Source organism: Catenulispora pinistramenti (assembly GCF_018274385.1).
GTDB classification, from domain to species: domain Bacteria; phylum Actinomycetota; class Actinomycetes; order Streptomycetales; family Catenulisporaceae; genus Catenulispora; species Catenulispora pinistramenti.
The window spans coordinates 35411-57799 of record NZ_JAAFYZ010000045.1 but is presented as its reverse complement, the minus strand read 5'-3'; the positions used below and the strand labels follow the sequence as shown (position 1 = coordinate 57799).

Here is a 22389-nt window from a genome sequence, read left to right as displayed (position 1 = left end):
GCGAGCCGATCAACCCCGAGTCCTGGATCCGGTACCGGAAGAACATCGGGGGCCCCCGCACCGCGAACGTGATCTCCCGCGTGGTCCCGGTCAGTCGCGCGGCCAGGCCGTCGATGTCCGTGCCGCTGAGCTGCTTCTGGAAGCCGTACAGCGTCAGTACCATCGCCACCCGTTCGTCCGGCCCGAAGACCGGTGCTGCCAGGTGCCCGATGCGGTGGGTGCTGCCGCCGAAGTCGTCCATCAGGTACGAGGTGTGCGACAGCTCCGCGAGCAGTGGCGGTACTGCCTCGTGGTCGTCCAGCGACTGCCCGAGGCGTACCCCGAGCACGTCCGGCTCCAGCCCTACCGAGTAGCCTCGCCGCCGCACCGCGCGTACTCCGTTGCGGAAGCGCTCCAGCTCCGGCTCCGTCAGTGGGCTGCCGGCGGCGCGGTGCAGCCAGGTGTCCACCTCGTCGGGTAGGGACCAGGCCATGAACACCGTGCCGATCGGCGGTGCGAGCGGTATCCGTTGGCCGACGCGGACGTGCGGGCCGAAGGGGACCACCTCGCCGGCCACCGCCAGGAAGACGATCTCCTCGCCCATCGCCGAGGACACCACGCACTGCAGGCCGGTGGCGGCGGCCAGGGCCTGCATGGGTGCGCGGGCGAACTCCACGAGTTCCAGGCGGCGGGCGGCGGCGGCCGAGCCCAGGGCGATCAGGGCCGGGCCCAGGGTGTACGACTTGTCGCGCGGGTTGCGCAGCAGGAAGCCGGAGTCGGCCAGGGCCGTCAGCATCGCGTGGGCGGTGGCCTTGTTGATGTCCAGCCGGCGGCACATCTCCGACAGGGAGAAGGCCGTGTCGGGGTGGGCGGCGAGTAGGTTCAGCACCGCCACCGTGCGGTCCACGGCCGGGGCCGGACGTGCCATGGTCTCCCGTCCTCTTACTCTCTCGTCACGCGCTCGGCGATGGGGTCCCCGAACGCCCGCGCCATGATCCGGTGTCCTTCGTCGCCGGGGTGGATGCCGTCGGCGAGGTGTTCGGCGCGCAGCACGCCGCCGCCGCGGACCAGGTACAGGTCGCGGTCACCGCGCTCGCGGCGGCTGACGACCACGTCCTCGATCGCCTCGCGCAGATCCTCCAGCGTCGCGCCCAGCTTGTTCCGGGTCTCCTCGGCATCCGGCCGCAGCACCGGCGAGCAGACCACGATCGGCACACCCGGGTGCCCCTCGCGCACCACCCGCAGGAACGCGTCCATCCCGGCCATCATCATGGTGGCGCTGTGCGGGATCCGGGTCCAGCAGTTCGTGCCGTGGTTGACGGAGATGACCGCCGGCGGATCCAGTGCCGCGATCTGCTCGGCCGAGACGATCTCACCGCGGGCCGCACCGGCGTAGCCGAGGTTGACCACGTCCAGCCCGTGCACCCGGCCGGCGATGGCCGGCCAGGACAGCGCGGGTTCGGAGGCGGACCAGCCCTCGGCGATCGAGTCGCCGTAACAGATCCAGCGCGGCTGCTTGGGCGCCGGGAGCAGTTCCCCTTGCGTGGCGCGCAGCGAGACGATCTCCGGCTTCATGCCCTCGGGCAGGTAGACCGTGACCGGCAGCGACTCGTCGGCCTCGGCCAGGTCGAGCACGGCCATCCCGTCGCCGAGCATCGCGTCGGCGTAGGAGATGAACTTCTCGCCCTGGTAGGCGGCGAAGAACGTGCCCGCCCCGTCGCCGCGGTACCCGAGGTCCGCGGTCTTGGTCCGGTAGGCGATCTGCACCGCCCGCGCCGCCCCGGAGAACTCCAGCCGCACGCCGACCGGGACCGTGGCGGTCCCCCAGGTGTCGATCGGCAGCCGGGAGAAGTCGCGCGGGTCGGCGCGTGGATAGACCGCGCCCTGGCCCGGCGGCCAGGCGCAACCGGTCAGATAGGGCTCCACGGACGCGTGCCGGGAGGTGCCCCCGCGCTGGCTCCGGTCGGCGTTGGACATTTCGGTATGCGCGCTGTCACCCACGCCGTTGTGAGCCGTCATCGATGAGTATCAATCCTCTCCGGGCAAGGAGTATCCGAACTTGGCCGAGACTCCGCCGTCAACGACGATCGTTTGCCCAGTGATATACGACGACAAGCCTGTGCACAAGAACAAGATGACTTCCGCGATGTCCGACGGAAACGCAGATCGGCGCAGCGGAGCGTTACGAGCGCCGCGTTCCTTCTCCGCCGCGCTAAGGTATCCGGCCACCCGCGGTGTCATGACCAGGCCCGGGGCCACGGCGTTCACCCGCAACCCCTTGGGTCCCAGCTCGACGGCTGCCGTTCGCACCAGCGACATCAGGGCCGCCTTGTACGCGCCGTACGCGCCGTGTGAGGGCGCGGACTGCATCCCGGAAACAGAGGCGACGACCGTCAGCACCCCGCCGCCGGTGGCGATCATGCGCGGGGCGCCGAAGCGGATCGCATTGACCGCGTGCTGGAGCACGATGCCGTGGTGCCACTCCCAGCTGTCCTGGTCGCTCTCCAGCAGCCCGGCGTACTTCGCCATGCCGATGATGTCCACAATGCCGTCGATGCGGCCCAGCGCGCTGTCCGCGTCCTGATACAGGCGCTCGGCCGAGGCCTGCTCGATCGCGTCGCCGGCCCACGGGACACCGCCGACCTCCTTGGCGATGTCGTCGGCCAGCCCGGCGTCCAGATCGACACAGAACACCTTGGCACCGACCGCGGCCAGCGCGTGCGCGGCCTGCCGTCCGATGCCCTGCCCGGCGCCGAGCACGATGAAGTTCTTGCCGTCCAGGCTGAGCCGGGAGCGGTAGTCGGGGACTTCGCTGTCATCGGTACGGGTCATGGGAATCAGCCCTCTCGCCCGCGGGTCAGGAGGCCGGAGCCGGCTTGATGGTGGCGTCGACGCCTTCCTTGGCCAGCGCCGGCAGCACTTCCTTGCCCAGCAGCTCGATGGTCTTCATGACCGACTCGTGCGGCAGGTAGCCGAACTGGACGTAGCAGATCAGCTGGTCCACGCCGAGCTCCGCGTACTTGAGCATCTTGGCGTAGCACTGCTCCGGGTCGCCGACGACGATCATGTCGTGGTCGCTGAACGACTTCGGGTCGAAGTTCCCGTCCGCCTGCTGCATCAGGTACGGGAACACCTTGTCCCGCTCCTGCTGTGACAGGTGCGGCAGCTCCCACTCGGCGGTGAACTCGGCGATGTTCTTGTACCACCACCAGACCGAGTCCCAGATCCCCGACTCCTCGCACTTGGCCATCGACTCCTCGCAGTGCACGAGGGTGTAGGCGGCCACCCGGTTGGTGGTGACCCGGGTGATCGGCTTCGGCGCCGCGGCCGCGGCCCGGTACAGCCGGATGTGCTCGGCCATCTTGTGGATCGGCTGCAGGATCGAGAACGACAGCAGCCCCAGGCCCTTCTCCCCGGCCACCGCCGACGACCCCTCGGACGTGGCGGCCATCCAGCACGGCGGGTGCGGATCCTGCACCGGCTTGGGCGTCACCATCCGCCGCGGGAAGTCGAGGTACTTGCCGTGGAACTCGAAGTACTCCTCCTCCCACATCCCGACGACGGCCTGGATCGCCTCCTCCCACTGCGCCCGCGAGGCCTCACGGTCCACCCCGAACGCGGTCTGCTCCATCGGCGTGGACCGCCCGGTCCCCCACTCGACCCGCCCCCCGGACAGGATGTCCGCGGTGGCGACCTTCTCGGCCACCCGCATCGGCGGCGTGAACGCGTGCGGCATCAACGTGACACCGAACCCGAGCCGGATCTGTTCCGTGCACTGCGAAAGCGCCCCGATGATGACCTCCGGCGCCGGCGAGTGCGACCGCCCCTCCCGGAAGTGGTGCTCCACGTGCCAGGTGGTGGAGAAGCCGAGCTTGTCGCCGAGCTTGATCTGCTCCAAGGCCTCGCGGTACGCCCGCTGCTCGGCCTCCCGCTGGCCGTAGGGGTGCGGCTTGGCCCAGGGCTTGGGCACGTCGATCTCGTACAGCAGGTCGAGCTTCATCCTCACGCCTCCACGTTCGGCTGCGTCCGCCGGCCCGCGTTTGCCGGTACAAACGCGCGGTCCGCTGGTCCGAACGGACCGTATGCCGAATCTGATGGGTCGTCAATAGCCATCTGCGCTGCTGTTCAGCGGGGTTTAGCGCAGGTCAGAAGGCGGCGAGGAACGCCATGACATCGTTCGCGACCGCAAACGGATCGCCCACCGCCGTCACCGGATAAGCCTTCCCGCTCCGCGCCCAAGCGTCATCCATGGCGAACCAATCCGTCTGCGCCCACGTCTTCGCCGTCCCGGCGACCACCGGCTCCAGCGCCGCGAAGTGCCGGTGCCAGCGTGGCACGTAGACGTCCGCGATCAGCCCTGACAGCTCTCGGCCGCCGTAGTCGTGCAGGGACGCGGCGGGGGTGCGGCCGCCCCACGTGGTGATCAGGGCGCGGGCGTCGTGGCCGCCGGAGCGGAGCCAGGTGCCGAGTAGGAAGCGCTCGTCGGTGGCGAGCAGGGTGTCCAGCAGCGTCATCGCGTTCAGCCAGCGGCCGGTGAGGGTGTGGAAGCCGGGGAGGTCGTGGCCGGTGTAGGCCGCCTTGATCTTCGGCAGCAGGACGCGGGCGTGGTTGGCCAGGGCCTGGCGTGTGAAGTCGACGATGTCGTAGCGGTAGGCGTCGATGGTGCGTAGTGCCGGGTCGGCTTGCAGGAGCATGCCGACGGCCGACTGGAAGCTCGTGGCGTCGTAGCGCATTTCCGGGCCGCCGGCCACGGCCGAGGTCGCCGACAGGTCCGGCCAGGCGGTGAACAGGCTGTCCTGGGCTTGGCTGTAGGTGCCCGGTGGGAGGGAGTACGCGGTCTGTGCGAAGGTCTGCCAGGCCTGGGTGGCGGCCGCGTCCACGGTGCCGTAGCGGCGGGCGGCGTAGTGGGCGAACCAGTCCGACAGGTCGAAGGGGTCGGGGCGCCAGGCGAGTTCGGCGAAGAGTTCGAAGGCGGCCGGGTCGTGGCTGGAGGCTTCGGGGAGCCAGGCGATGCCGGACAGGGCGGTTCCGTTGGCGGCCAGGGCTTTGGAGTAGCGGTCGCTCCACGTCGCCGCGTTGGCGCCGAGCAGCGAGCGGCCGCCGAAGTTGGGGATGGTGCCGAAGGCATAGGCGGTGCCGTCCCAGTCGGCCTCGCGGTCGAAGGCGGCGAACCGGTCCGAGCAGCCGTCGATGATCAGGACCTCGCTGCGCGCGCAGACCGCCGGAGCGCAGTTCCGCAGCGCGTCCAGGACGTCCCGGCGCGGGTTGCCGTCCCAGCCCAGCATCACCCACGTGGCGCCGGGCCGGGCGGTCTGCAGGGCGGTCATCACCGCCACCGCGGCGTCCCCCATCGGCACGCCGCCGCTGTTGCCGCCCTCGTGCAGGAGATCCATCTTGTAGGCGGTGCCGCGGCCGTACAGATCGGCCTGGTGCCGATAGAAGGACTCGGCGATCCGGGCGAAGTGCGGATCGCGGGGATCGAGCCAGTCAGGACGCTGATAGCCGTTCCAGATGCCCTGCCCGAGGACCCGGGCTCCGGCGTTTCGTCGCGCGAAACCAGGAGGGACCTCGCCGAGGTAGCCGGGCAGCACCGGCGTCAGCCCGAGCTCGCGCAGGCGGTCGGCGGCCTGCTGCACCACTGTGACGCCCGCCTGCCGCACCGCGGGATCCTCCGGCGCGTCGAAGCCTTGCAGGTTCCCCAGCAGCCACCACGGCTGATAGGACGCCGCCGGGATCCACGCGTCGAGCTCGTCGGGCCGGTATCCGAACTCTGCGAACACCCGCCGATAGACCTCGTCCTGCCCGGCCGGGATCAGCACTTCGGTGAAGCCGTGCAGGGCCAGCACGTCCAAGGTGCGTTCCCACTCGGCCCAACTCCGATAGGCCCCGGCGTAGCCGTTCTCGGTGTCGTTCAGAGCGAATCGGTGCTTCACCGCCGCGGCTCCGGCGATCGGCGCCCGCGGCGTCGGCAGCACCGCCGGCAGTCGCCCCAGCGAGTCACCCGGCAAGGAGACCGTGACGTCCGCTACGTATTTGAGGTACCAGCCGACACCGGCCAGGAGCGCGGCGATGCTCGTCCCTTCCACCGTGACAGCGGCGAGCACCGAGGTGCGGATGCGGTAGCGCTCGACGTCGTCAGCCGCGCGGACGGCCAGCAGCTCGATCTGATCAGCGTGCCCGGCCAACAGCCGTTCCAGAACGCCGCGCGCCGGCGCGGTGTCGAAGGGCGGCGCGGGGGCGGGCTCGGAAACCCGGCTCGGTGAGGCGTCCACCCGACCAGTATCCGGACGGACCGACCTCGCCACCGACCGCGCCACCAACCCGCTGCCGACCCCGACCCCGACCCCGATCGCGCCAAGCGTCCCCGCGATCCCGTAGCCCATCACCCGACGGCGTCCGATCATGTGCCGGCCCCATGTTTCCCGTGCGCCCCTTCGCCGGGGCGTCCCTGTAACGCGCTGTCATACAGAGAAGGATTTGGAGGCCTTGCCGCGTTGCCAGCGAGACGCTTTCGATACCAAAAACCGGGTCCGGCGCGCCGAAGCGTGCCGGACCCGGTGGGGCCGATGAGGCCGGTGTCAGCCGATCAGTTGTCGAAGACCAGCGAGGTCACGACGCCCGGATCCTTCTTGTCCCAGATCGGGTAGAGCGTGGTCGCGGTGCCCTGGTGCACCGCGCCGGTGTCGTCCAGGACCGTGAACGTGACGTCCTCGCCCCACTCAGTGACCTGTCGCTGCACGATCTTGACGGAGTCCGAGCGCACCGTCCGGTCCAGCGAGATGGCCCGGCCGAACGCCTCCTGGCCGGGACGGTCCAGCTCCAGGGAGTTGATGTGGATGACCGTCGTGCCGTCCTTGTCCCGCGTGCTCCACCCCGGCTGGTCCGCGGCCGTCGGGCGGTAACGCAGGGTGTGGACCCAGTCGAAGGCGTACTGCAGCAGGTCGCTGTCCTTGGTCAGACCGGAGGCCTGGTCGAACGCGGCCTTCAGGGTCACCTCCGCGCCCGGCTTCGCCAGCGGCGTGGACGCGTAGGGCGTCCCGCCCTGGGCGGCGGCCACCGCCGGCGAGGGCGGGGCGGTGGGCGTCGAGCCCCAGGAGCCCGGCAGCGAGACGCCCAGGACCACCGCGAGCACCGCGGCGTTGAAGACCAGCTGCGGCTTCCAGCGGTCCGGACGGGGCTGGTCGAAGCCCAGGTAGCGGCCGGGCATCGTGCGGCCCAGAGCAGCCGCGGGCGAGAACCGTTGCCTCGGCACCGAGGGCACGGAAACGGAGACGGGAACGGAAGCGGATGCGGCGTCGGACCCGGAATCGGACCCGGAATCGGACCCGGAGTCAGAATCCGCAGCCTCGGCGGCGACAGTGGTGGCCTGGCTCGACTCCGCCGCCCCCGCCAATGCCCGCGCCTTGAAAGGCAGGTGTTCGCCCATAAGCAGCTGCACCATCGCCCCCGCCGCCACCGCGGCGGCCGGGAACATCACCATCTCGTAGCGCATGTACTGCGAGAAGCCGATGCCCGCGGTGATGACGTAGGTCGCGGCCGCGGCCCCGAAGAAGACCGCCGCGGCGTCGGACTTGAACCGGACCACCATGCCCACCCCGGCGGTGACCAGGATGCCCAGCAGCACCCGGTCGTTGTGCCACATGTAGGTCATGGCTTCCTGGGTCACGAGCTTCAGGTAGTGCACGAACTCGTGGGCGATGCCCGGATAGGTGGTCTCGCCGTGGCTGATGACGCTGGCCGCGCTGGCCGTGGTCACCATCATCGACACCGCCTCGATCACCACCGTGGTGGCCGCGGTGACGATCAGCGATCCCAGCCAGCGGTTGCGCCAGTTCCGTTCCCGGATCAGCAGCCACAGCCAGCCCGCCCCGGCCATCGCCGGGGCCAGCACCCCGACCTGGCGGGTCAGCGCGATGAAGATCGAGGCCGCGCCCAGCCAGACCAGGTTCGCCTTGCCGATCCGGCGCTCGATCGGCAGGTTGGCCACGATCACCGCGGCCAGCCCCATCGCCAGCGTGTCGGTACCGGCCCAGCTGAACCCGAAGATCGGCTGGGTGAGGGTGAACAGGATCACCACGATCGCCGCGACGCCGGGGCCGTACAGCCGCTGCAGGACGCGCGCGGTGACCCAGAAGAACAGGATGTCGCCGAGCACCGGGACCATCAGCGAGCCGCCGGACAGGCCCCACATCCAGACGAACGGGATGGACAGCACCGGGTACAGCAGCCGGGTCCGGACCATCTGCCAGGTCGGGTCGTTGTCCGCGAAGTACCAGCCGGACAGATGCCAGCCCGGGGAGATGTTCTGGTTCATCTGGATCGAGTCGGGCCAGGAGTGGCCCATGTCCCTGGCCATCATCGGCAGGTAGTAGCGGCTGTCCGGCGGGTGGTTCCACAGCTGCCGGCTGGTGATCTGCATGGCGATCGAGCAGATGAAGACCGGCAGGATCAGCAGCAGGACGCCGACCCGTACGCCGAGGAAGTCGCGCTGCATCAGCTCGGCGACCAGTTGCTCGAACGGCTTGCGCGGGCTTCGTTGCTCGCGCGGCGCCGTGGTCTCGGCCGCGTTGACAACGGTGTCCGCACTCATCCAGTCCACTCCGCTCTGTCGGCGTGACGGGGTACAGGCCCGCCTCCTGCCCCCCGTTGAAACGCCCCCGTTAAAACTGATGCGCGGATACCTCGCCTTGGTTCCAAGGCATGGTATCCGCGCAGCGCGCTCCCCGGGGCCAGGCCCGGAATTCGTAATATTTAGGCTTCGATACGCTCGCCCGAGCTCGCCGAGAACAGGTGGGTCTCGCTGGCGCGCGGCTTCACGTAGAGCGTGTCACCCTTCATCGGCACCGCGCGGGCGTCGACGCGGACGATCAGGTCCACGTCGTGGTCGCCGACGTGCGCCGCGCAGTACGCGAACGCGTCCGCGCCGAGCTCCTCCACCAGGTGCACGCTCGCCGCGATCGCCCCGTCCGGGTCGCCGACCAGGTCGAACGACTCCGGCCGCACGCCCACGGTCAGCGTCTTGGCACCGCCGGAGCTGGCCACGCCGAGCGCGTCGCGGGAGACCGGGATGGTCAGGCCGTCGAACTTCACGCCCTCCTCGACGATCGGCACCTCGATGAGGTTCATCGCCGGGGAGCCGATGAAGCCCGCGACGAACACGTTCGCCGGCTTCTCGTACATCGCGCGCGGGGTGTCGCACTGCTGGAGCAGACCGTCCTTCAGCACCGCCACCCGGTCACCCATGGTCATGGCCTCGACCTGGTCGTGGGTGACGTAGACGGTGGTGATGCCCAGACGGCGCTGGAGCGAGGCGATCTGGGTACGGGTCTGCACACGCAGCTTGGCGTCCAGGTTCGACAGCGGCTCGTCCATGAGGAAGACCTTGGGCTCCCGGACGATCGCCCGGCCCATCGCGACGCGCTGACGCTGGCCACCGGACAGCGCCTTGGGCTTGCGGCCCAGGTACTCGGTGAGCTCCAGCAGCTTCGCCGCCTCCTCGACCCGCTTGGTGATGGTGGCCTTGTCGATCTTCGCGATCTTCAGCGCGAAGCCCATGTTCTCGGCCACGGTCATGTGCGGGTAGAGCGCGTAGTTCTGGAACACCATCGCGATGTCCCGGTCCTTCGGCGGAAGGTGCGTGACGTCCCGGTCGCCGATGAAGATGCCGCCGGAGGACACTTCCTCCAGACCGGCGAGCATGCGCAGCGACGTGGACTTGCCGCAACCGGACGGGCCGACGAGGACCAGGAACTCGCCGTCGGCGATCTCCAGGTTCAGCTTGTCGACCGCGGGGCGCTCGGCGCCCGGGTAGACGCAGGACGAGTCCTGGTAAACGACACCAGCCATGGTGCACTCCCTTTCAACCGGCAGGAACGTGCCGGACGATCCGAGTTGGAAAGGTGCCCGGGGCGGTTTCGCCCGGGCCGTGGATGTGACGGTACCCCGGCCGGGGCGGGATTGTCACCAGAGCGCGCTCCGTGACCATCCCACCCCGGTTTCAGCAGATCACGGCCACTGTTGGGTCAGGAACGGGCTGTAACCGTAGGTCGGGATCGAGCCGGACTGCTTGATCCAGGCCTGGAGGTGGACCAAACCGGTCGGGTCGCTGTTGCCCTTCTTGATCGTGAAGTGCGCGACGCCCAGGGAGTCGGTCAGAGCCGTCGCCGGCTGGCCGGCGGTACCGCCGTTGACGCTCAGGTTGCTGCCCCTGATGCCGGAGTCGGTGAACACCACCTGGTTCAGCACCACCTGCACGTGGGCCGCCTTGGCCACCCGGCCGTGCCGGTCGCGCAGCTGGACGTCCACCTCCGCGGTGTCCCCGGCGGCGTACTGGCGGCCCAGGTCGTCGAGGAAGCCGGTGTTGTACTGGGCCGCGACCATCTTCGGCGCGTAGCTCACCGAGGCCGGGACGTCCGAGACCGCGGCCAGCGTGAAGTCGCCGTTCGTGCCCGGGCTCGACGCCGGGCCGGGCGTGGAGATCACGTAGTCGGACGACTGGTGGCCCGGCACCTTCGCCGCCCCGGAGACCACGTTCCAGAACGAGGTGGAATAGCCGTTGGTGATCATGAAGTGTGGAGCCATCGCGCTGCCGGTCTTGTTGGTGACGTGCACCGTCATCTGGTCGATCTGGTTCAGCGCGCCGTCGGTGACCACGCCGGTGATCTTCATGTCCAGCGGCTGCGGGGTGGCCAGGCCCAGCGTCCACAGGCCGACCGCCGGCAACATCGCCACCACGCCGATCCCGATACGCCGCCGGGCCGCCAGCAGCGGCCACGGACGCGGCGACAGCTCCTGGTCGCGGTCGGCGGTGAGCAGCATGACCGCCCAGGCCAGCGCCGGGATGGCGAAGTACTCGATGAGCGGCCGGGCCTGGAACACCAGCGCCATGGCCGGGACCACGATCCACGCCGGGCGCAGCCGGTCGAAGTAGAGCACGAACAGCACGAAGAGCCCGGCGAAGACAGCGGCGCCGCCCTCCGAGTACAGGTTCAAGTTGCCCGTACCGAAGTGCAGGCTGATCGGGATGTCGACCATGCCCTCGCCCTCGGCGATCGCCTTCTGCCGCAGCGGTTCGGTCACCCCGGAGATCCACGAGCCCGGGTTCCAGATGATGAACGGGCTGTTGATGACCAGCATCGTGCCGGCCGCGATCACCGCCCACAGCGCCGTCACCCGGAACGCCACCTTGGCGCCGACCTCGGGCCAGCGGGTCAGGAAGATCGCGGTGACGAAGAACGGCGCCATCATCCAGGACAGCTGTTGCACCGACAGGGCCACGCCGAAGCACAGGGCGGCGATGACCGCGCGCCGGTCCAGCCGGCCGCCGCGGCCGATGCGCTCCCAGCCGGCGACCGCGATCATCAGGAACGGCAACATGATGATGCCGACGACGCCGCCGCGGGCGTGGTCCATCAGGATCGGGTAGCCGACGCACACGATGGTGGCCACCGCGCGGTAGTCGCGCGGGAGCAGCTTGTAGGCGACCAGCAGCGAGGCGACGAGCGCGCCGGAGCAGACGAAGGCGACCGTGTGGTAGTCGTGGAAGATGCCGTTGGCGGCCCAGGTCAGCAGGACCGGGACGGCCGGGTAGTCCAGGCCGTGGGTGTAGGTGCCGTCCAGCAGCTTCGTGTAGAACTGGCTCGACATCGCGTACCGGTGGAACGCCGGTGTCAGGTCGGCGCCGTACGGGTTCACGCCCTGGCCCAGCAAGTGCGCCGAGTGTTGGACGAAGATCTCCTCGTCCGTGCCGTAGGAGATACCCGACAAGATGATGCCGACCGCGTAGCAGATGATGCCCAACGCCGCCGTGGCCACCAGGATGTGGTTGGCCCGGTTCAGGGTCCGCACGTCCTTGGCCGCCATCGCGGTGATCGCGACGCCGAGCGCCGCGATGCAGCCGAGCGCGACATAGATGCCGGTGTACGGGGCCGAGGACTGGAACGGAAAGATCTGGAATACCGCCCAGAAGACACCGGCGGCGCCGAGCAGGGTGATGGCCCGGTAGACGAGCGTGGGCACCTCGTTGTCGACGGCGGCGCCTTCTGGAAGCTCGGCGGATCCTGGATCCGGCCGCTTCACGGCTATGTCGCTCATCGCGTCCTCTCGGGCTACGGACGATGGGAAGGAACTCTCGGGATCCTAGCCGCCATTACGGCATGACATTGAATCGCACGGAATATTCAAAGGTGGGACAGGTTTGAGGACTGTCACGGGCGTGTTGTCGGCGTGCCGGCAACCTGTTGGAGCACGACTATCCCGGCATTGCGGTAACGGATCTTGTACCCGAGCTTCTCGTTCTGCGCCACGAAGCCGGGAGAGTCCCGCTCTATGATCCAGGCTGGCAAGTAGCGACCGGCGCTCCCCGCGGTGACGACCTTGGCACGGTGCGTGAGGCGGATGCCGTAAGGCGGATACGCGTCGACCACCGCACCGTCTGGTATCACCTTCAGCGCCTGTGAGATGGCGCTGTTCTGCGGGAGGTCCGCCACCCGGAAGCTGGAGTCCTTCAGCTGCCACAAATCGAAACGCGGCAGCAGCGCCAACGTCACCGCCAAGCAGCAGACCGCCCAGACCGGGACGCTGAACCTCGGCCGGGGCAGCCGCTGCGCGCCTTCCACCGCGGCCAGAAACAGGATCGGCACCAGGAAGGCGTTGTAGTGGTACGACAGGCCCCAGTAGTTCGGCTGGTCAGAAAGGAAGCGCTCACCGATCAAGGGCAGTGCCAGCAAGACCAGCGTCGACCTGAAGGCCAGGAAGAGTACCGGCAGAAAAAGGAGTACCAGCGTCTGCGTCTTCGCATGCGCCGGGTCCAGGAAGTCGCCGAGCGTAGTGATGGGATGGCTGACGACGAACTTCGCCGCCGGTCCCGCGGTCTTGCCCAGCGGCGTCCACATCCACTGTCGCCCCGGCGTGCTGTTCAGCGGCGCGAGAATAAAGACGTTCAACACAGCCAGCGCGCCCACGCCCATGGCGATCAGTTTCGCGCCCAGCCGGCGACTCCCACGCAGCACCATGACCAAGCCGTACATAGCGACGACGAAACCCTGGTCTTCCTTGACCAGCAGGAGAGCCCCCGCGGCGGCGAAGCCCCATCGAACGCGTCCGGCGTCGAAGCGCTCGATCATCCAGGCCGTGAGCGGCACTGCGAAGGCGACCTCGTGAAACTCGAAGTCGGCCGCGACCTGGAACGGCCAGGCGAGGGCGAACGCGAGGGACACACAGTACGCCGGGAGCACACCGAGCTTGCGGCGAGTGAAAAGCCAGACCGCCGGCACGGCCGCCATGAAAAGGAACGCCTGGGCTATGTAGAGGTTCGTCGGGGAGTCGCGGAACCAGTACAGGGGCGCCAACAACGCCAGGATCGGGCTGAAGTGGTCCCTGAGCTGCAGATAGCCCGGGTCGGTCGGCGATTTGGTCCCCAGGACGGGGACCCGCGGCAGGTGGAAGTGGGCGTAGTTCCGGATCGCCTGGTCGAAGATCTCGGAGTCCCAGCCGTACTCGGAGTAGTGCCAGAAAGTCAGCAGCGAGCACCAGGCGAGAAGGAACCCCACGACGGCAACGATCGCGCCGACGCCGAACCAGTGACGGCGCCTGGAGACCAGATCGACACCGGCACCGTAGAGACGGCGAGGTTCGAGCCGTTCACGGATGCCGCCCCCGGCTCGTCACCCCTGTCCTCGGCGTCGTCGATGACCGTGACGGCCGACGTCATAGTGTCCCCTCCTCGTTACCCGCGGCAGCACTCATGGCGACATGTGGTTCGCGGGCCCGAGGAAGTACGCGCCATACCAGCCTCCCACCAGTGCGATCACCGCCACCCCCAGGACCACCGATGACGTGCGAGACCTGGCAAACCAGGTGGCGAACGGCGCCCACAGGACGAAGTAGGGCAACAGGAAACGCGCCTTGGAGGAGAAACCGCCCCCGGTCAGCAGGCTGAACAGAACACTGATGACAGTCCACGCGACGAGTTCCCAGGGCAACCGGCGATCGCGCACCACGAAATACAACGCCACGATACCGAAGACGACCACAGCCCCGACCAGAGCCGTGGCGAGGAACTCCCCGCGGTCGGCGCCGTCGAAGCCCGCGAGCCCACGCAGCGAATCCCACGTCGACTTGCCGAAGTCGAAGCTGCTCTCCCAGTAGGGAGCCTTCTCGGCCCGGAACCAGGCGTCGAAATGGCCGGTCCGAATGCCGAGGTACACCATGTACCCGATGAACCCCATGGGGGCCAGGACGACCGCGACCATGGCCCGCCAGTTCCGGCCTCGGACCGCTTCGATCAGTGCCAGCAGGCACACCAGGCCGATCAGGGTCACCGCGGTGGACCGGCAGAGCCCCGCAGCGACGGTGAAGGCGGCAGCAGTGATCCACCGGCGGCGCAGCAGTGCCCACACGGCCCACGCCGACGCAGCGGTGAACAGTGACTCCGAGTAACCCATCGACTCGTAGATCGACGGCGGGGCCGCGGCCCAGAGCGCCACCGCGACCAGCGCGGCCCGGTGCCCCAGATAACCCTTGAGCACCGCGTGGATCCCGACGGCGGCGGCCACCGAGGACAGCCAGATCACCAGGATGCCCGCGTGATGCGGGTCCATGCCGGTCGGCCGGGCAATCAGCCGTTCCAGCGCGGGCAGCAACGGAAAGAACGCGATGCGCATCTGCTCGATGCGGCCGTCGGGGCTGTATTGAAGTTGATGCTCGTAGCCGTGGGCGGCGACCCTCGCATACCAGTCCGCGTCCCACGAACTCAATGCGAACCAGAACCGCCCGCCCTGGTGGGCGATGCTCCAGGCGAAGAGCCCGACGACTACGGCGTGCGCCGCCACGTACACGGCGATCGGCCCGTACAGCGCCGCCTTCGTCTCCGCTTTCAGGCGACCCCGCCATCGGGCGTACCCGCCGCCGGCGGTGGTATCAGGGTCGGCTGATCCCTGATGGGCCTCGTCAGAGCCGATCTCAACGCCGGTCACCATTCTGAAAGCCCCTCACCCACCCGCGCCCGCACGGTCCGGTACGGAACCGGTGACACGTCCGGGGGCCAGAAACATCAAAGTCGCCGCATGGTAGCAAGCCGGGAACCATTCGTGAGAATTTTCCGGTCGGCCCGCGCACGCCGTCCGCACAGAACTCCACGAGTCCACCGACATCAGTCGCTTATCGTCAGCACGAGGTGGCGCAGCGTTCAACGCATTCGACTGGCGGCGACACCGAAGCCGTACAGCAGATCCCGCAAAGCGCCCTCGCCGCATACGCCTTCGCGAAACCTCATACGCCCAAACACCGAGGTGGCGATTCCGGTACCTTGACCCAGGTGAGTCTTCCGTCTACCTTCCGGCCCGCAAACAGCGAGCCCGCCGTAGAAATACCTGACGAGACCGCCAAGGTGCCCGGCCCGCGAGCTGAGACCGAGCCGGAGAACCCCGCCGGCTTCCCGCCCGACCTGCGCAAGCGCCCCGCCCTGCCGATCGCGCTGGTACTGGGCGCGCGGCCGCGGCAGTGGGTCAAGAACGTGCTGGTGCTGGCCGCGCCGCTGTCGGCGGCCAAGCTCGGCCACGCCGACGTGCTGCGCACCTCCGCGATCGCCTTCGTCGCGTTCTGCTTCGCCGCCTCCTGTATCTACTACGTGAACGACGTGATGGACGTGGAGTCCGACCGTCGTCACCCCAAGAAGCGTTTCCGCCCGATCGCCGCCGGCTGGATACCGATTCCGGTGGCCCTGGTCGCCGGCGTGGTGTCCGGTCTGCTCGGTCTGGGCGTGGCCGCGCTGGCCAACTGGACCACGGTGTTCGTGGTCGCCGTGTACATGGCGTTGCACATCGTGTACTCACTGTGGTTCAAGCACGTGCCGGTGTTGGACCTGGCGATGGTGGCCTCGGGCTTCCTGCTGCGGGCCATCGTCGGCGGGGTGGCGGCGAACCTGGAGCTGTCGCAGTGGTTCCTGCTGACGACCGGGTTCGGTTCGCTGTTCATGGTGGCCGGTAAGCGCTACTCCGAGATGGTGCTGATGGGCGAGGAGGCCGCCGCCTCCCGCAAGTCGCTGAAGGAGTACTCGCAGACGTACCTGCGGTTCGTCTGGCAGGCCGCCGCCACGGTCGCCATGATCACCTACTCGATGTGGGCCTTCCAGCTCGCCTCCAGCGCCCCGCACCACAAGTCGGCCAAGCCGTGGCTGGAGATCTCGGTCATCCCCTGGGTCTTCATCTTCCTGCGCTACTCGATGTTCGTCGACAGCGGCAAGGCCGGGGAGCCGGAGGACGTCGTCCTGAAGGACCGTGTCATCATGGCGATCAGCGTCGTGTGGCTCGTCGTCTTCGCCACCGGCGTGCTCCTGATCGGCAGCCACTGAACGCGGCGTCGACAGCGTCACATTCTTACTGCCGCCCCACATAGCAACAGTGCACGACGACAACCTCATCGTCCGCCCAGAGCCGGACTGGCCGTCGAAGGCACACTGCCCTTCGGCGGCCGCCGCGTGCACCGGCGTTCGACAACACCAGAAGGGCACGGCTGGCATGACTAGCGCGGTTCTCGAGACGCCGGAGTCGTCGTCCACTCTCGGCGCCCTGCGTTCCCGGCTCGGGAACACCGGTACACGCGGAGCGATAGCGATCGCCTCGGTCGTCGTCCCGACCCTGGTCTTCGCCGCGCTGGTCTACCAACGGCGCTGGATGAGCGACGACGGCCTGATAGCCGTCCGGCAGGCCCACGAGACGCTGGCCGGGCACGGCCCGAACTTCACGCCGTTCGAGCGGGACGAGGTGAACACCAGCGTCCTGTGGGGCTGGTGCCTGGTGGTCCTGGGCCTGCTGCCGATCGGTCTGGAGCACGCGGCGACCCTGGCCGGCGGCGTGTTCGCGGTGCTCGGCGTCGGACTGGCCGCGGCCGGCGCGGCCCGTTTCCACCAGGGCCGCGCCACCGGCCCGATCCTGGTCCCGGCCGGCGTCCTGGTGATCGTCGGGGTCGACGCCTTCTGGGACTTCGGCACTTCCGGGCTGGAGACCGGGCTCGGGTTCTTCTGGCTCGGGGCGTCGTGGACCGCGCTGGTCGGACTCGGCCCGGACGTCCGGCGCCGGCGGCTGTTCGCCACCACCGCGCTGTTCGGCCTCGGCGAGCTCGTCCGGCCGGACTTCGCGATCGTGACGGCGGTCTTCCTGGTGGCCACCTGGCTGCTGGCCCGGCCGCGCCGCAAGGACGCGCTGCTGGCCGTGGCCGCGACCGCCGCGGTGCCGGCGGTGTACGAGGTGTTCCGCGCCGGCTACTACGGGATCCTGGTCCCCATGCCGGGGCTGGCCAAGGAGGCCGCCAACTCGGACTGGGGCCGCGGCGCGACCTACCTGAACGACTACCTCTCCACCTACGCGCTGTGGCTGCCGATGCTGTTGCTGACCCTGGCCGTGGGCTACATGTTCGGCAAGCAGGGGTACGACCGCCGGACCGTGGTCCTGGTGGCCGCCCCGCTGGCCGCCGCGGCGATCATGGTGGTCTACGTCGTGCACGTCGGCGGCGACTACATGCACGCCCGGATGATGCTGCCGGCCACCTTCGTCGCGCTGTGCCCGGTCATGCTGCTGCCGCTGACCAGGGTCGGCGGGGTGCTGGCGGCCGCGGTGGCGGTGTGGGCGGCCGGCAGCGCCGTGAAGGGCCGCACGCCGTACGAGAACACCAACGCCGGCGCCTACGGCGTGGTCAACGAGCGCAGCTACGAGGTCGCGGCCTTCCACGACCCGCATCCGCTCAGCGGCGCCAAGCGGGTGAAGGGCACCGACTGGCAGAAGGCGGTCTCCAAGGCCCTGGCCTCCGGCCGCCGCGAGCTGGTCTTCAGCACCCCGAAGGGTCTGATGACGGTCGCGCTGGCCGCCGACAAGCCGGGCCGGATCGCGATGTTCGCCGAGAACATGGGGATGGTGGCCACGGTGCTGCCGCTCGACGACGGCGACGTGATCGACGTCTACGGGCTCACCAGCCCGCTCAGCGGCCACCTGGAGATGGCCGACCGGGTCCGGGCCGGCCACGAGAAGATGCTGCCGCTGGCCTGGGTGCTCGCCGACTACGGCGACCCGGCGGCGGTCGACGCGCTGCCCTACGACCCGGACGCGACCCCGCAAATGATCGCCGCGGCCCGGCAGGCTCTGAAGTGCGGGGGAATCAAGGACCTGCTGGACTCGGTCCGGCAACCGATGACCGCGGGGCGCTTCTTCGACAACCTGACCGGCTCCCTGTCCCGTAACAGCATGCGCCTGCCCGACGACCCGGCCGCCGCCGTCAAACAGTTCTGCCCGGCGGCGCACTAGATGATCGATTCCTGGGGGTACCGGCGCGAAACGACTGATCAGCGGCGCCTGGCCGCCCCGGCCGGCCACCCGAAGCCAACCAGGCTGAGGGAGGCCGTCCGGGTCGCCCATGCTTGCTGCTGAGCCGTTTCGCAAGTTCGCTTGTCAGCTGGCGGTCCTGCTAGCCGGAACCCCCAGGAATCAATCATCTAGAGGCCGGTCCGCCCCCGGTGGGACGGCCGCCGGGGGCGGCCATCCGCGGGTCCGCTCCGGCGGCGTGTGCCCAAGACCTGCGTAACGGTGTCGCATCGGAGCCCGTCGACCGCGTCCCTCGTTATAAAGTGCGGAAGCCGGAATAGAAAACAGGAATGGTGGGGTGTTCATGCCGTTTGAGGCGAACAGCCCGTTCGATCACGATGTCGTGGTGATCGGCGGAGGCGGCCATGTCGGCCTGCCACTGGCCATCGCGCTCGCCGATCGCGGGGCCACGGTCACCGTCTACGACGTCAGCGCTGAGGCGGTCGAGGCGGTGAACTCCGCACGGCTGCCGTTCGACGAACCAGGGGCGGCCCCGGTCATCGAGCGCGTGGTGGCCGCCGGCCGGCTGACCGCCTCGACCGACCCGGCGGTGGTGGCCCGGTGCGAGCACGTCATCGTGGTCATCGGCACCCCGGTGGACGAGCACCTGAACCCGGACCAGACCGCGATCCCGCGGGCGCTGGAGACCTGCGCGCCGCACTTCCGGGACGGCCAGCTGTTGATACTGCGCTCGACGGTGTACCCGGGGGTCACCGAGCTGGTCGAGCGGATGATCGCGCGGCTGGGTGTGGACGTCGACGTGGCCTTCTGCCCCGAGCGGATCGCCGAGGGCAAGGCCATGACCGAGCTGTTCGAGCTGCCGCAGATCGTCTCCGGCCGCACGGAGCAGGCGCAGCAGCGTGCGGAGGCGCTGTTCCGCCGGCTCACCGAGAAGATCGTGCACCTGAGCCCGGAAGAGGCCGAGCTGGCCAAGCTGTTCACCAACACCTGGCGCTACATCAAGTTCGCCGCGGTGAACCAGTTCTACATGATGGCCAACGACCGCGGCCTGGACTTCGAGCGGATCCGGGCCGGGCTGACGCAGGACTACCCGCGCGCCGACGACATGCCCGGGGCCGGGTTCGCCGCCGGGCCGTGCCTGTTCAAGGACGCCATGCAGCTGGCCGCGTTCCACAACAACAACTTCACCCTCGGCTACGCGGCGATGACCACCAACGAGGGCCTGCCGCTGTACGTGGTGGACCGGCTGGACTCCCAGTACGACCTGAAGAACATGACGGTCGGGATCCTCGGGATGGCGTTCAAGGGCGGCTCGGACGACACCCGCTCCTCGCTGTCCTACAAGCTCAAGCGGATCCTGAAGTTCAAGGCCGCCGAGGTGCTGTGCACCGACCCCCTGGTCACCACCGACCCCTCGCTGGTGAGCCTGGAGGAGGTGCTGGAGAAGGCGGACCTGCTGATCGTCGGCGCGCCCCACGAGCAGTACCGGGGGCTGAAGGCGCCGGTGCCGGTGGCCGATATCTGGAACGTCTTCGGCGACGGGGTCCGGGTATGACGGCACCCGTCGACGCGACCAGGCCCAAGGTCTCGGTCATCATCCCGGCGTACAACGAGGGCGAGCACGTGCTCCCGGTCCTGGACCGGATCTTCGAGTCGGTCTCGCTGCCGTGCGAGGTGCTGGTCGTGGTGGACACCCCCGAGGACAGCACGGTGCCGGTGATAGAGAAGTACGCGGTCACCGAGCCCCGACTCAAAGCCCTGGTCAACACCTACGGCCGGGGCCCGGCCAACGCCATCCGGTTCGGCATCGACCACGCGGCCAGCCCGGCCGCGGTGGTCACCATGGCCGACGGCTGCGACGACCCGCGGCAGATCGACGAGCTGGCCCGGCTGGTCGAGCGGGGTGTGGCGGTGGCCGCGGCCTCCCGCTACATGGCCGGCGGCCAGCAGGTCGGCGGACCGCTGTTCAAGGGCCTGATGTCGCAGACCGCCGGGCGCACGCTGGCCTGGTTCGCCCGGGTCGGCACCCGGGACGCGACCAACTCCTTCAAGGCCTACTCCACCGAGTTCGTCCGGGAGGTCGGCATCGACTCCCGCGACGGCTTCGAGATCGGGATCGAGCTGGCCGCCAAGGCCCGCCGGCTGCGCCGCCCGGTCGCCGAGATCCCGACCATCTGGCTGGACCGCACCCAGGGCGACTCCAACTTCCAGCTGCGCAAGTGGCTGCCGAAGTACCTGCGCTGGTACCGCTTCGCCTTCGGGCCGCCGCTGACCTTGGAGCAGCTGCGGGCCAAGAGCGAGCCGCAACCGGCCGCCCCCGACGTCGACACCGACGTCCACGCGGACGCCCGCACGGAGACTCCCGCCGGAGCCCGCGCCGACTCCCGAGCCGAGCCTCGAAAAGATGACCGAACCGCGCCGACCGCGCTGCGCAGAAACACAGGAAGCGATACCCATGTCTGAGAAAGTCCTCGTCTCCGGCTCGGCCGGCTTCATCGGCGGCTATGTCGTGGAGGAACTGCTCTCGCGCGGCTACACGGTCGTCGGCATCGACAACTACTCCAAGTACGGCAAGATCGTGAAGTCCTACGACGACCACCCGGACTACCAGTTCCACGAGGGCGACGTCCGGGACACCGACCTGATGGTCGACCTGCTCGGCGACTGCGACCACTTCATCGCCGGCGCGGCCCTGATCGGCGGCATCTCCTACTTCCACACCTACGCCTACGACCTGCTGGCCAGCAACGAGCGGATCATCGCCTCGTCCTGCGATGCCGCGATCAAGGCGCACGACGGCGGTGCGGGCCGGCTGAAGAAGGTCACGTACATGTCCTCCTCGATGGTCTTCGAGTCCACCGAGGTGTGGCCGTCGGTGGAGGGCTCGGAGCGCCAGGTGCCGCCGCCGCTGTCCTCCTACGGTTTCCAGAAGCTGGCCGTGGAGTACTTCGCGCGCGCGGCGTGGGATCAGTACAAGCTGCCGTACACGATCGTCCGGCCGTTCAACTGCGTGGGCATCGGCGAGTCCCGGGCGCTGGGCGATGAGGAGATCCTGTCCGGCAACGTCAAGCTGGCGATGAGCCACGTGGTGCCGGACCTGGTGCAGAAGATCGTCAAGGGCCAGGACCCGCTGCACATCCTGGGCACCGGCGAGCAGGTGCGGCACTACACCTACGGCGGCGACCTGGCGCGCGGCATCGTGACCGCGATGGCGCACCCGGACGCGCTGAACGACGACTTCAACCTGTCCACCCCGGCCGGGCACTCGGTGCGCCAGCTCGCCGAGGCGATCTGGCACAAGATCAAGGGCCCGGGCGTCCCGCTGACCCTGGTCTCCGACGACCCGTTCGAGTACGACGTGCAGCGCCGGGTGCCCTCGACCGAGAAGGCCGAGCGAGTCCTGGGATTCGAGGCCGGCACCTCGCTGGAGGACATGCTCGACGAGGTCATCCCGTGGATCGTCACAGCGGTGGAGAACGGGACGATCTAAGCCTTCGACACACCTGACGGCAGTAATCGACCAGATGGAACATCCTGCCATGACCGGCGGCGGCCGGCACCGTACGAGCTCTGTCAGAGGTGGCTCAGACGCCGTAGCGCCTGTGGCCAGCGTGATATCGTCGGCGACGATCGCCGCCGAGCGATGCCTTCCGGTGAAGTCGCTACCAGGGGTCTCGCTGCTCGCTCGGATCCGGAATCCGCAGTCCACGAGACCATGAGCAAGCTGGCACGCTCGGCGAATGAGGGGGTTCGCACCCATGGCGAACGCAGCGAACCGGGGCATGGGCGTCGAAACGCCAACGCTTTCGGTGGCAGTAACCGGCTGCTTGAACACGATCCTCGCCGCCGATGAGCACCGCGCGTCGTGTGCGGAGCGCGGTGCGAACGACCGGTTCCGGCACTCGGCCCTCTCGGAGCGGACGGTGCTCAACGAGGGCTGGACATTCGCTCCCCTTGAGCAGAGGGGCGCCGGCCTCTGGGACCCGACGCAGTCACCGTCTAATGACTCGGACTACTCCACACCGGTGGCAACCGCCGCTTTAGAGATGGCGAACCGCCGCATCCAGCCCTGACCGGCCCCGAATCACCATCAGCA

The 22389-nt window shown here is 68.9% G+C and carries 16 protein-coding genes; 6 read left to right on the top strand and 10 right to left on the bottom strand.

Translation table 11 applies throughout. From position 1 onward, the window contains the following. From KGQ19_RS15580 to KGQ19_RS15535, 10 genes are all read right to left on the bottom strand, one after another. Positions 1-907, bottom strand: a 907-nt coding sequence (locus tag KGQ19_RS15580) for an IclR family transcriptional regulator (protein WP_212009854.1), incomplete at its 3' end; no start/stop codon positions are given. 14 nt (positions 908-921) lie between these two features. After that, the gene (locus tag KGQ19_RS15575; protein ID WP_212009853.1) at positions 922-1998 is read right to left on the bottom strand and encodes a GDSL-type esterase/lipase family protein; all 1077 of its coding nucleotides are present in this window, start codon (positions 1996-1998) and stop codon (positions 922-924) included. A 9-nt stretch (positions 1999-2007) separates the two neighbouring features. Continuing rightward, positions 2008-2811, bottom strand: a complete 804-nt coding sequence (locus KGQ19_RS15570) for an SDR family NAD(P)-dependent oxidoreductase (RefSeq protein ID WP_212009852.1) — start codon at positions 2809-2811, stop codon at positions 2008-2010. A gap of 25 nt (positions 2812-2836) precedes the next feature. Beyond that, positions 2837-3979, bottom strand: a complete 1143-nt coding sequence (locus KGQ19_RS15565) for an LLM class flavin-dependent oxidoreductase (protein ID WP_212009851.1) — start codon at positions 3977-3979, stop codon at positions 2837-2839. A 145-nt stretch (positions 3980-4124) separates the two neighbouring features. Then, positions 4125-6383, bottom strand: a complete 2259-nt coding sequence (locus KGQ19_RS15560) for an alpha-N-acetylglucosaminidase (protein ID WP_212009850.1) — start codon at positions 6381-6383, stop codon at positions 4125-4127. Between the two features lie 182 nt (positions 6384-6565). Next, positions 6566-8569: a hypothetical protein gene (locus KGQ19_RS15555; RefSeq protein ID WP_212009849.1), complete on the bottom strand. Its 2004-nt coding sequence runs from the start codon at positions 8567-8569 to the stop codon at positions 6566-6568. Positions 8570-8730: 161 nt separating this feature from the next. Further along, positions 8731-9825 (bottom strand): ABC transporter ATP-binding protein, encoded by a 1095-nt coding sequence (locus KGQ19_RS15550; protein WP_212009848.1) that lies wholly within the window; start codon positions 9823-9825, stop codon positions 8731-8733. 159 nt (positions 9826-9984) lie between these two features. After that, the gene (locus tag KGQ19_RS15545) at positions 9985-12072 is read right to left on the bottom strand and encodes a hypothetical protein (RefSeq protein WP_212009847.1); all 2088 of its coding nucleotides are present in this window, start codon (positions 12070-12072) and stop codon (positions 9985-9987) included. Positions 12073-12185: 113 nt separating this feature from the next. Beyond that, positions 12186-13529, bottom strand: coding sequence for a DUF2079 domain-containing protein (locus KGQ19_RS15540; protein ID WP_212009846.1), 1344 nt, complete (start codon positions 13527-13529; stop codon positions 12186-12188). A gap of 192 nt (positions 13530-13721) precedes the next feature. Next, positions 13722-14957 (bottom strand): mannosyltransferase family protein, encoded by a 1236-nt coding sequence (locus KGQ19_RS15535; RefSeq protein WP_212009845.1) that lies wholly within the window; start codon positions 14955-14957, stop codon positions 13722-13724. A gap of 338 nt (positions 14958-15295) precedes the next feature. On the opposite strand from KGQ19_RS15535, the gene KGQ19_RS15530 reads away from it, so the two are divergent. The 6 genes from KGQ19_RS15530 to KGQ19_RS15505 all read left to right on the top strand — a co-directional run bounded on the left by KGQ19_RS15530 (position 15296) and on the right by KGQ19_RS15505 (position 22366). Next, positions 15296-16330: a decaprenyl-phosphate phosphoribosyltransferase gene (locus tag KGQ19_RS15530; protein WP_212009844.1), complete on the top strand. Its 1035-nt coding sequence runs from the start codon at positions 15296-15298 to the stop codon at positions 16328-16330. Between the two features lie 166 nt (positions 16331-16496). Next, positions 16497-18275, top strand: a complete 1779-nt coding sequence (locus tag KGQ19_RS15525; protein ID WP_212009843.1) for an arabinofuranosyltransferase AftB family protein — start codon at positions 16497-16499, stop codon at positions 18273-18275. A 361-nt stretch (positions 18276-18636) separates the two neighbouring features. Continuing rightward, positions 18637-19848: a nucleotide sugar dehydrogenase gene (locus KGQ19_RS15520; RefSeq protein ID WP_212009857.1), complete on the top strand. Its 1212-nt coding sequence runs from the start codon at positions 18637-18639 to the stop codon at positions 19846-19848. Continuing rightward, complete coding sequence (locus KGQ19_RS15515; RefSeq protein WP_230418708.1) at positions 19845-20756, top strand: glycosyltransferase family 2 protein; 912 nt, start codon at positions 19845-19847, stop codon at positions 20754-20756. The genes KGQ19_RS15520 and KGQ19_RS15515 overlap by 4 nt, the downstream gene beginning before the upstream one ends. After that, positions 20749-21783: an NAD-dependent epimerase/dehydratase family protein gene (locus tag KGQ19_RS15510; protein ID WP_212009842.1), complete on the top strand. Its 1035-nt coding sequence runs from the start codon at positions 20749-20751 to the stop codon at positions 21781-21783. Before KGQ19_RS15515 ends, KGQ19_RS15510 begins: the two co-directional genes overlap by 8 nt. Before the next feature lie 250 nt (positions 21784-22033). Further along, entirely contained in the window at positions 22034-22366 is a 333-nt protein-coding gene (locus KGQ19_RS15505) for a hypothetical protein (protein WP_212009841.1), read from the top strand. Positions 22367-22389: the final 23 nt, after the last annotated feature.